The following is a 9,815-nucleotide window of genomic DNA, read 5'->3' on the forward strand; positions in this document are numbered from 1 at the left end:
AATAAATATACAAGGAATCGTTATGCTCACAGATACTCAATGCCGTACAGCAAAACCAAAGAAAAGCTCTACCGCCTCAACGATTTCAATGGGTTATACCTTGAAGTCAAACCCAACGGCAAAAAGGCGAGGCATTACCGATTCAAGCTCAATGGCAAATCAAGCATGTTTGCATTGGGTGAGTATCCAGCAGTAAAGCTCGTAGAAATGTGAGCAAGCTCGTAAGCAAGTCGCGGATGGAGTTAGCCCGGCAAGGGCTCGTTAGCTAGATAAGATCCGCAAGGTCAATGACGCTTCTAACACCTTTGAGCTGATCGCCATTATAGCCCGCATGCAACCCGAACCACAGGAAGTACCCGTTTAAACGAGATGGGCTATCGGCCTGATGCTATTGAGGCCCAACTTGCGCACGCTGATACCAACAATGTTCGTCGCACATACAACCATGCAACCTATCTTGATGAACGTAAAGTGATGATGCAGGACTGGGCTGATATGTTGGACAAATGGGCAGCAGAATTCAGTTAGAACTTATTGCATTTAGTGAGCCAAGAGCATAGAACTCATTCCTCAAGGTCCGCTTTGTGCCAGAAGCAACTCTTCATGCAGATATTGCTGCTGTAATAGCAACCGAACTCGCAACACAGGGTTTGTTTAAAGCAACATTGCCATTAGTACTATGCACAGCAGCATCACGTAGATTCGCGCATGCCAGACATCGGGGACGGCGGGGATCGTCCTGCGGCTGAAAACTATACCCGCCCAGCCGGTAACCAGGAGCAAGCCCAGGATTTTCAGGCTGATAAATCCCACAAAGCCGCCTGCCGGAATTTTGTGCCAGCCGCTTATCGCATAGGTCACCGCACCGCACAGCGCCACCGGCAGGGAAAGCGGGTTGGCCGCGCTAATACACGCGCGCATCGCATGGCCGTGTCGTCGTAACAGTGGCACCGTCATTACGCTGCCGCCCACGCCCAGCAGTGCAGCAATCATGCCGATTAGCATACCGCCAACGGTGACCGTTAAAAGTGTTAAGCGACGCGGCGCACTGCCGCTGAAGAAACCTTTGCGCAACAGACAGTCCCCAATCGTCGCCAGCATATAAAGGATAAAAAGCGCGCGAACCAGCGCTTCGCTCAATATTCCCGCCAGCCACGAACCGGCCACCGCGCCCATGGCGATAAACCACAGCAGCGGGAACAAGATGGATGAAGAAAGCCTGCCCGCACGCCAGTTTTGGTAGCTGACCCAGCCCGCGTTAAAAATCATCACCGCAGTCGAGGTGGCGACGGCAATATGCATCGCACTGCCTGCCAGCTGCGGCTGCCGCACCAGCAACTGGTAAACAAAGGGCACCACCACAAAGCCGCCGCCGAAACCAAAAAGTACCGTTGTTATGCCGGTAGTAAAACCGGCCAGTGCAATAATCATCAGATCGTTCAAAGAAGTGTCCCGTTTGAAAATGAGGCAGTAGCTTATCGCGCCAGCGCCCCGCTTCCCATTTGCGCAGCGCTCAATTACCCTTGCAAACTGGTCAGATGGAGGCGGAAGTGCGAAACGGAAAAATTGACGATTTCGATCGGCTGGATCGGGAGGTTGTGGCGCTCGGCAACGACTATGCGCAGGGATTTATCCTGCCGCAACACCAGCACCGCCGCGCGCAGCTTCTGTATGGCGCAACCGGCCTGATGCACGTCTCAACCCGTGACGGGAAATGGGTGGTGCCGCCCCAGCATGCGGTATGGATCCCCCCCAAAACCCTGCATGCCGTAAAGTTTGTGGGCGTCACTACGCGTAGCCTGTATATCGAACCCGCATGCGCGGCCAGATTGCGTAACATCAGCCGCTGTGAAGTGATTGGCGTATCGCCGCTGTTGCGGCAGCTACTGCTGGAGGCGGTGGATTTGCCGCCGCGCTATGACAGTGTACGCGATCGGGCGCTGACAGATTTGATGCTGCTTGAACTGGCGGCAATGCCGGTGCGCGCGTTCGATATTCCTTTGCCGCAGCAGCCCGCGCTGCTGGCGCTGTGTCAGGCTTTTTTACTCGCGCCAGCCATCCACGATCAGGCCGAGCGCTGGGCCAGCGCGCTGTTTATGAGTGGCAGCACATTTCGTCGCCATTTCCGGCAGCAAACCGGCATGTCGTTTTCCGCCTGGCGTCAGCGAGCTTGTGTGGTCAGCGCGCTGTCATTGCTGCTAACGGGCACACCGGTGAATGAAGTCGCGTTGTCGCTCGGTTATGAAAATGGCTCCTCCTTCGCGACAATGTTCCGTCGGGTTACGGGCCAGCCACCTTCGTTTTATCACCCGACTTAACAGGTGTAGTTTACCTGCTGCCACAGGGTCAGCCTGTAAGTTTTGAATCGTCACGGGTTTAACAGACACCTCAGCACTAAAACGCAGCCCGCGCAAAATAGCGCAAAAAAATTATCTGGCGACGGGAATAACTCTTCCTGTGGTTCGTCTTATGCATTCTTAGCACACAGATGAGCCTTTAACATGCCGCATTCTTCTCTTTTACTCAGGCAGAAACTGACGCGCCTTTCACTGATTGCCGCCGTTCCGCTGTCACTCACCTTCCTGATTTTATGGGCAGGAGGATGGCTGACCCCGCAACGTCTCTCCGCCGATAAGCTGATTGTCACGCTGGAGCAATCCGGCGGAAAACATCCTGGCTACCGTCGTAACCATGCCAAAGGGGTATGTGTGGTGGGCAATTTTATTTCCAGTGGCAACGCCAGCGCGATTTCCCACGCAGCGCTTTTCGCTCAGGGGATGACGACCCCGGTGACAGGACGACTGGCGATTGCCGGCGGTAATGCAGATGCGCCCGATTATGCCGTTCCTGTTCGCAGTATGGCGCTACTGTTCCAGTTAGCAGATGGAGAACAATGGCGTACCGGGATGAATGCCATTCCGTTTTTTCCGGTAGCGACGGTGCAGGGATTTTACGACCAGCAGGTCGCTTCACGACCCGATCCCGCAACCGGAAAACCCAGGCCAGAAAATATAAAAAACCTTATTGATAAGCATCCAGAAATTGTCCCCTTCCTGAGCTGGTTAAAGCATTATGTTCCCTCTTCCAGTTGGGGAAGTGACCAGTTTAATAGCCTTAACGCCTTCTTCTTTGTCGATAAAGCGAATAATAAACATCTGGTCCGCTGGAGCATGGTGCCGCGAATGCCGCGTCAGCCGATAACCGCGGCGCAGCGAACGGATAAACAGTTTTTGCAGGAAGATTTGCAGCAACGCCTCGCCAGCGCGCCGCTTAGATGGGATTTGATTATCACGGTAGCCGGAGCGGGCGATCCAGAGAACGACGCCTCCAAAGTCTGGCCCGCCGATCGGCAGACGATTAATGCCGGAACGCTGACAGTCACTCGCGCCATGCCGCAACAGCAGGGAGCCTGTAATGACATTAATTACGATCCGTTGATTCTGCCGGATGGCATAGCCGCTTCCAGCGATCCGCTCCTTAATGCGCGATCGGCTGCCTATGCCAAATCTTACAATCTTCGCACCCGCGAGCAGTCTGAACAGTCAGGGCACTCATTATGAAACAGGTTACGCATTTTCATCCCGCGCTGCGCGTGCTGCACTGGCTAATGGCTACCGCCATACTGGCTATGCTGTTTATTGGCGTTGCGATGGTTTCCACTGTGTCGTCACTGCATGCGTTGCTGGTCTCTCTGCATAAACCACTCGGGCTGATGATATTGCTGCTGGTGTTAGTGCGTTTATGGTTACGCTTCTTTACCGCAACGCCCCCCTTGCCCCGCTCGATTCCCGGCTGGCAGCGCGGGCTGGCGCATCTCTCACACTGGATACTGTATGCGCTGATGCTGGCTCAGCCGCTGATTGGCTGGGCGATGCTGTCGGCGGCAGGCTATCCGATCACCATCGGTGCTGGAATTGTTTTACCGCCACTGTTACCGGTTAATAATGATGTCTATGCTCTGTTACGTCCGCTGCATTCTCTCGTCGCTCTGCTGCTGTTTGTGACCATCATGGGACATCTGGCGGCGGCATTACTGCATGCGCTAATACTGCGTGACGGTGTGTTTGAGAGTATGACCGGACAGCGCAAACCTTGAGAGGCGGCTGTGTCAAATCTGACTGATGATGAAATCCGGGAGATGATGCCGCATTTGCAGCGATTTGCACTGTGGCTGACCCGTAATCCGCACAGCGCCGACGACCTGGTGCAGAGCTGTCTGATGAAAGCCCTGACCCACAGGGCGCAAAATACCCGTGACCAGAGTTTGCGCGCTTGGTTGTTTTCTGTGCTTTACCGGCAGTTTATTGACGGGGAACGCAGACGAAAACGCTACCACGCGATTCTGGCTTTTTTCACCGGCGAAGATCTACCGGGCCCCTCTGTCGAAGCGATGGCAATAGCCGACGATACGCTGGCGCTGTTTGCTACGCTGCCGACCGACTATCGCGCTGTTTTGTTGCTGGTGAGCGTGGAAGAGCTCACCTATAAAGAGGCCGCTATGGCACTGAATATCCCGCTGGGAACCGTCATGTCTCGTCTTTCCCGGGCGCGTAAATTGTTACACGAGAAATCGGAAGGCAAAGTGAGTCCGATGTCACTGAGGAGGCTAAAATGACCCCCGACGAACAGCAACTGCACGCCTGGATGGATGGCGAGCTTGATGAGGCGACGGCGCAGCAGGTAGAGCGCTACCTGGCGGAAAATCCCCAGGTTGCCGCACAAATGGCCGCGTTGCGTCATGAAACGCAGCATCTACGTCATGCAATAAACCGGCAGCCGTTGCACATGAATAGTGTCGAACCCCATTATTTTCATCGCCGCGTGCGAGAGCAGCGGCAAAGAAAGGTGGCGCTGGCCTGTCTGTTTGTTCTCTCCCTCAGCGTCGGCGGAATGACCGGATGGCAACTTAAAGATGCGCAAATGTCAGCGCCTCTGCCAATGGAAGATGCCGTTCAGGCCTATAAACTGTTTGGCGATGAGACAACGCTTCCGCTCGACGTGAGCGCCAGTCAGCATGCAGAGCTGGCAGGCTGGGTGACGCGCTATTTTATTCGCGGCGCGCTGCCGCCCAACCTTGAACGCTATGGCTTTAAACCGCTCGGCGCTCGCCTGATGGCGACGGCGCAGGGGCCAGCCGCCGTGGTGATGTATCAGGATCCACGCGGCATCCGTGTCGCCTGGTATATCCGGCCGCTTAGCCAGAATAAAATATCGCAAGGGGAGCGTAAAGCAGAAAATGTTATGGCGCAATACTGGAGCGACGAACATTATAACTATGCCATGGTCACACCGCTTGATGCACCTGAAGCGAGTAATGTACGTAAGGCGCTCTCTCAGAACCTGACTTAGTTCAGCAGGAATGCGCTGCGGTAATGCCCGGCATGGAATCAAGCAACAGCTAATCCACGCGCCTGCGTGGATTTTTCATTTTATGCCCTCACCCTTTCATAAAAGCACGGCGCCAAATAAGCGCACAGGCTATTCAGTCTGACGAACAGCAGCGCCGCTCGCCGGAACAAAATTTATCAGCCAGACTTAAACCAAAGGCGTAGTCTGCACCGGCGTTGTGTTTTACACTGCGCGCTGCAAAATCTCAGTTAATAAACGATTAAGTAGGCGGTAACGGCGATGAAAGGAACGATCACAACCTGGTTTCAGGATAAAGGTTTTGGATTTATCAAAGATGAAAACGGCGATAACCGTTATTTTCATGTGATTAAGGTCGCCAACCCGGAACTGATTAAGAAAGATGCGGCGGTGACTTTTGAACCGACAACCAACAATAAGGGTTTATCAGCGTATGCTGTGAAAGTCATCCCGGAAAGCAAATACATCTATATCGCGGGCGAACGCCTTAAGCTTACCTCAATTAAATCTTACGTGGTTTACAGCGAAGAGGAGCCTGTCGCGAGCGGCATCGATAAAGAAAAGCCGATACTGTCGGTGGGCATACTGATGAACAATATCAGGCCGAAAAGCGCTGAGAAGCCCGGTGAAATGCGCTCGGTGAAAAAACTGGCGATCACCACCTTTCAGGGCACGACCTTAATCTTCTCGGAAGATGAGATCGATATAGAGAGCACGGTAAAGCTGCTCAAGGTCTGAATCACCCGGCCCGATCCTGCCGAAATTCTGCATCGCTCATAAGCAGGGTTTCGGCATCGCTTACAGACCGCGTTAAGCCTCGCCAGAGGGCGCTTTCCCCCTTTCGGCAGCACATGCAAGCCGCACGGCGCTCAGGCTCTGCAACCTGATACGGTTACAAAAATAACAGGTATCATTCCACAATTATTTAACTGGTGTAGAAACGAAGATGACAAAACTCACCCTACAGGAACAGATGCTCAAGGCTGGATTAGTAACCAGCAAGAAAATGGAAAAAGTGCAAAGAACGGCGAAAAAATCACGCGTTCAGGCACGTGAGGCAAGAGCGGCTGTAGAAGAAAACAAAAAAGCGCAGCTTGAGCGAGATAAGCAGCTAAACGAACAGCAAAAACAGGCTGCCTTGTCTAAAGCGTATAAAGCTCAGGTGAAGCAGCTCATTGAAATGAACAAGATCGAGATTGTAAAAGGGACGATTCGCTTTAACTTCACCGATGGGAAGTTAATTAAGGAAATGATGGTGGATAAGGCGACACAGGCTCAGTTGATTAGCGGACGTCTCGCCATTGCTCGTTTGGCCGCTGATAACAGCGATGAGAGTACATACGCTATTATTCCCGCAAGCGTAGCCGACAAAATCGCGCAGCGCGATGCTAACAGTATTGTTTTAAATAGCGCACTGAGCCAGGAAGCGCAGGATGAGGAAGATCCTTACGCTGATTTTAAAGTGCCCGATGATTTAATGTGGTAATGAACGCTTTTGCGATACGTATCGGTGAAAGGGTCTTCAGGCTTTCACTGAGACGATATGTTGCGCCCGTTCATGGAAGAAGGGTTGGCAACGGCCAGACAGATGCAGCAGCCCTCACCTGATACAGGCATACCCCAGGAGACGCCTTATGAACAATGAAGTACCACTGAAATATTATGATATCGTGGATGAGTACTCGACCGAATCCGCAAAAGCAGTGGGTGAATCAGAACGCGAGCCCCTGGCGCGCTATTTCCAGCTACTGATTACCCGCTTAATGAATAACGAAGAGATTGGTGAGGACGCGCAGCAGGAGATGGCCAGCGAAGCCGGCATTGACGCGCGACGTATCGATGAGATCGCTGAGTTCCTCAACCAATGGGGCAATGAGTAGAAATCTTATAAACACGCCATCGCTGTAAAATCCACGCAGGCGCGTGGATTTTTCTTTTATCGAGCCGGTTAAACTTCACTATCACTCCGGGCTGACCGGATCTTTCTTCTGCAAATTATCGCGTCCCAGCCCGCCGATAAACGGCAGTCGTAAACGCAGCGGCGAAAAATCCAGCCCCAGATTGAGCCCCAGCACGTTGACCTCGAACCCCTCCTCTGCCCCCAGCGTGATGCCGGCGACGCCCAGCACCGAAACCTGCAATCCACGCCCCGACGGCGGCAGGCCAACGGGATTAAGCAGCGAGCGAAAATCTTTGCCTACCGCATTGGCTGGCAGATCCAGTTTCAGAGCGGGTACTTCGCGCCCGATATGTGCGATAAAGGTGTTGCTGTTAGGTCCGGGCCAGGCGCGGTAGGTATCCGGCCACGGGTAAGAGGCGATGGCCGCTTCAATCTGCGGAATCATCGCTTCAGCCTCTGGGCCACGATGATCCACCAGCAGGCGAGGTTTTGCGCCATACCAGTAACCATCCGGCGCGTTGCGATTGCGACGCACTTTTATTCCCGCGCCCCAGCTGATCACCTCGTAGCGATTATATTCCGTTTCACCGGCGCGTTTAAAAATGATCCACGGATGGACTGCCACCACGCCTTTCCAGCCCCATGTAGGCGCGGCATAGACCTGGACAATCGCCAGTCCGGCATTTTGCCGGGCGTTGGGCGCTATTCCGGCGGAATCACGTCGGGCAGACCACCAGCCCTCCAGCTGGCGCGAATCCCGCTGATGCATGGCCTGGGCAAGGCTGGCGACAAGCGAAAGCAAAATGATGCAAAGAAAGCTCAGACAAAAGGTTTTTATGGAGATCATGGCAGCCTGCGGTCAGGAGAGGAAAACGCATCCTCATGTCCGGCTATTGTACTGCCGTTTTTTTGCGCATCAACACCGGCTTTATTTGGCATGGGTTTAAGCTGTTCTCTTTATCGTGCTTTTTTTAGCGCGCCACCGGCTGCATTCCAGCCCACTGTTCCCCATAAGCCATTCCCCATGCTGGCAACGTTTATCCAGCCAGCAACAATAGAGTTAACCGGATTCACCTTGCCATCTTCAGCATACTGAGCACCTGCGTTTACCCCTGTGCCCAACTCCCACATCGCCTGCGCGGCACCGGGCAATAACGCCACGCCTCCTGTAGCCAGCGCTCCCGCATAGGCTTTGTTTTCCGCCAGGCCTCGCTGGCAGGCTTCTCCTGAAGGATTGTTTGCACATGACAGCACATCCTTACCATGCTCCCTGGCTTTTTCTCCCTGCGTCCATTCATTGCCGCCCAGAAGGTTATTCTCAACAACAAGACCCGCAGCAGGGGTTGGGATAGAACTTTCATTCAGGTGGAGTTTTCCGGCTTTTTCTCTCCTTTAACCAGATTTTTATCCAAATCCCGATACCCAAAATAAGGCCACCAACATATCCAGATTCAAAGAAAGAGGCAAAAACATCACCCCAATTAAAGGGGAAAAAACCCTTTTTAAAATAAATAATCACTGATGCAAGTAGTTCAGCTACAACATCGCCAATGAGTAATAAAATCAGGCAACTCAATATCAGTTTGACCAAACTAAAAAGATTATTTTTTAGCATCGGTTTTATCCTTCTTATCGAGTTCATCTTTAACAGCACTCCCTGTTTTCTCGCCGATGTAGCCTCCAAGAACCGTACCTGTTAAATCAGACGCTGCATCTTTTCCAAGCTTTGAGCCGACTCCTTTTATTATTTCACCGCCTAAGCCACCAACGACAGTACCCGCAGCCGCACCAGCCATAGAGTTAAGTGGTTCTTCTCCCTTAAATCCGCTTCCGATTGCCGCCCCGCCCATATTGACAGGAGTTGAAGCTATGATCCCTTTTCCTGTCGTTGCTGCCGCTGTTACCCCCGCCATAATCGCATCCACATAGCTGAACGGATCTTTTCCGGCAAGCTGAACACCAGTATTAACTTCCACACCGATTGCCGCATTCGTCGTCATTTCTTTCACGGTAAGACCCAGCACACTTCCGCCAAATATCAGCGGTGCATCCCCAATACTGGCATTCGATTTATGGTAGCCCCAGGTGTTCATGATGCTCTGCGCCTTCGCCATTGCCTCAGAGTCAGGATTATGTTTTATATAGTCCTGGCCTGACAGCAGTCCCTTAACCAGCTCCTGCGAGACGGCGGAACCGTATTCCTTCTCCATTTCAGCCGCATAAACCCGCTGATATCCCGCCAGTTCAGCGCGTTCCGTGCTGCTCATTTGTGAAGGGTCTTTAGTAAATTTAGACACCAGGGCATCGCTGCGCTTATCGGCATTTTCCAGCGTAATCAGCTCATTCGCAGCAGCTAATGACTTGTCACCATTCTTAATTTTCTCAACGGCCTTATCGAGTTTGTCTGAGGATGTTGCTCCAAGAAAGTTATTCTCCACTATAAAGTAAGCTCCCTGACTCAGGGGTCGGGGAGCTTTTACAAATGTTAAAAACCTTTTACTTTTAATAACCTTGCAACCCACATAACCATTCCTACAAAGCCACCAAC

The 9,815-nt window shown here is 52.6% G+C and carries 11 protein-coding genes and 3 pseudogenes; 9 read left to right on the top strand and 5 right to left on the bottom strand.

Annotated features, from left to right (window positions below; translation table 11 throughout):
• Positions 1–22: 22 nt before the first annotated feature.
• Positions 23–528 (top strand): annotated as a pseudogene (locus MYY08_RS14885) (integrase arm-type DNA-binding domain-containing protein).
• A 126-nt stretch (positions 529–654) separates the two neighbouring features.
• On the opposite strand, the gene MYY08_RS14890 reads toward MYY08_RS14885, so the two are convergent.
• Positions 655–1,443, bottom strand: coding sequence for a sulfite exporter TauE/SafE family protein (locus tag MYY08_RS14890; protein ID WP_038626482.1), 789 nt, complete (start codon positions 1,441–1,443; stop codon positions 655–657).
• 107 nt (positions 1,444–1,550) lie between these two features.
• Between MYY08_RS14890 and MYY08_RS14895 the strand changes: the two genes are divergently transcribed.
• From MYY08_RS14895 to MYY08_RS14930, 8 genes are all read left to right on the top strand, one after another.
• Positions 1,551–2,318 carry an AraC family transcriptional regulator gene (locus MYY08_RS14895; protein WP_084970555.1) on the top strand — a complete coding sequence of 256 codons (768 nt, stop codon included), beginning with the start codon at positions 1,551–1,553 and terminating at the stop codon, positions 2,316–2,318.
• 183 nt (positions 2,319–2,501) lie between these two features.
• Positions 2,502–3,560, top strand: a complete 1,059-nt coding sequence (locus tag MYY08_RS14900; RefSeq protein WP_288014748.1) for a catalase family peroxidase — start codon at positions 2,502–2,504, stop codon at positions 3,558–3,560.
• Positions 3,557–4,096, top strand: a complete 540-nt coding sequence (locus MYY08_RS14905; protein WP_038626497.1) for a cytochrome b — start codon at positions 3,557–3,559, stop codon at positions 4,094–4,096. Before MYY08_RS14900 ends, MYY08_RS14905 begins: the two co-directional genes overlap by 4 nt.
• A gap of 9 nt (positions 4,097–4,105) precedes the next feature.
• Positions 4,106–4,615: a sigma-70 family RNA polymerase sigma factor gene (locus MYY08_RS14910; protein ID WP_174705314.1), complete on the top strand. Its 510-nt coding sequence runs from the start codon at positions 4,106–4,108 to the stop codon at positions 4,613–4,615.
• Positions 4,612–5,349, top strand: a complete 738-nt coding sequence (locus MYY08_RS14915) for an anti-sigma factor family protein (protein WP_288014750.1) — start codon at positions 4,612–4,614, stop codon at positions 5,347–5,349. Before MYY08_RS14910 ends, MYY08_RS14915 begins: the two co-directional genes overlap by 4 nt.
• A 279-nt stretch (positions 5,350–5,628) precedes the next feature.
• On the top strand, positions 5,629–6,105 hold the full coding sequence (locus MYY08_RS14920) for a cold-shock protein (RefSeq protein WP_038626502.1): 477 nt from the start codon (positions 5,629–5,631) through the stop codon (positions 6,103–6,105).
• A gap of 208 nt (positions 6,106–6,313) precedes the next feature.
• Entirely contained in the window at positions 6,314–6,853 is a 540-nt protein-coding gene (locus tag MYY08_RS14925) for a DUF2058 domain-containing protein (RefSeq protein WP_038626503.1), read from the top strand.
• A 148-nt stretch (positions 6,854–7,001) separates the two neighbouring features.
• Positions 7,002–7,247, top strand: coding sequence for a YmjA family protein (locus tag MYY08_RS14930; RefSeq protein WP_038626504.1), 246 nt, complete (start codon positions 7,002–7,004; stop codon positions 7,245–7,247).
• A gap of 81 nt (positions 7,248–7,328) precedes the next feature.
• Here MYY08_RS14930 and MYY08_RS14935 read toward each other — a convergent pair whose 3' ends face one another.
• From MYY08_RS14935 to MYY08_RS14950, 4 genes and pseudogenes are all read right to left on the bottom strand, one after another.
• Complete coding sequence (locus MYY08_RS14935) at positions 7,329–8,114, bottom strand: DUF3750 domain-containing protein (RefSeq protein ID WP_084970826.1); 786 nt, start codon at positions 8,112–8,114, stop codon at positions 7,329–7,331.
• A 116-nt stretch (positions 8,115–8,230) separates the two neighbouring features.
• Positions 8,231–8,590, bottom strand: a pseudogene (locus MYY08_RS14940) (hypothetical protein); the annotation flags it as partial.
• Between the two features lie 34 nt (positions 8,591–8,624).
• Positions 8,625–8,882 carry a hypothetical protein gene (locus MYY08_RS14945; RefSeq protein WP_038626507.1) on the bottom strand — a complete coding sequence of 86 codons (258 nt, stop codon included), beginning with the start codon at positions 8,880–8,882 and terminating at the stop codon, positions 8,625–8,627.
• A pseudogene (locus MYY08_RS14950) lies at positions 8,869–9,815 on the bottom strand (filamentous hemagglutinin N-terminal domain-containing protein); the annotation flags it as partial. The pseudogene MYY08_RS14950 and the gene MYY08_RS14945, both read right to left, overlap by 14 nt.

The organism is Mixta sp., from assembly GCF_024610815.1.
Lineage (GTDB): Bacteria > Pseudomonadota > Gammaproteobacteria > Enterobacterales > Enterobacteriaceae > Mixta > Mixta calida.

Coding starts and splice junctions, on each gene's coding strand:
- MYY08_RS14900 (WP_288014748.1), top strand. CDS start 2,502: ATGCCGCATTCTTCTCTTTTACTCAGGCAGAAACTGACGCGCCTTTCA.
- MYY08_RS14905 (WP_038626497.1), top strand. CDS start 3,557: ATGAAACAGGTTACGCATTTTCATCCCGCGCTGCGCGTGCTGCACTGG.
- MYY08_RS14915 (WP_288014750.1), top strand. CDS start 4,612: ATGACCCCCGACGAACAGCAACTGCACGCCTGGATGGATGGCGAGCTT.
- MYY08_RS14920 (WP_038626502.1), top strand. CDS start 5,629: ATGAAAGGAACGATCACAACCTGGTTTCAGGATAAAGGTTTTGGATTT.
- MYY08_RS14925 (WP_038626503.1), top strand. CDS start 6,314: ATGACAAAACTCACCCTACAGGAACAGATGCTCAAGGCTGGATTAGTA.
- MYY08_RS14930 (WP_038626504.1), top strand. CDS start 7,002: ATGAACAATGAAGTACCACTGAAATATTATGATATCGTGGATGAGTAC.
- MYY08_RS14935 (WP_084970826.1), bottom strand. CDS start 8,114: ATGATCTCCATAAAAACCTTTTGTCTGAGCTTTCTTTGCATCATTTTG.
- MYY08_RS14945 (WP_038626507.1), bottom strand. CDS start 8,882: ATGCTAAAAAATAATCTTTTTAGTTTGGTCAAACTGATATTGAGTTGC.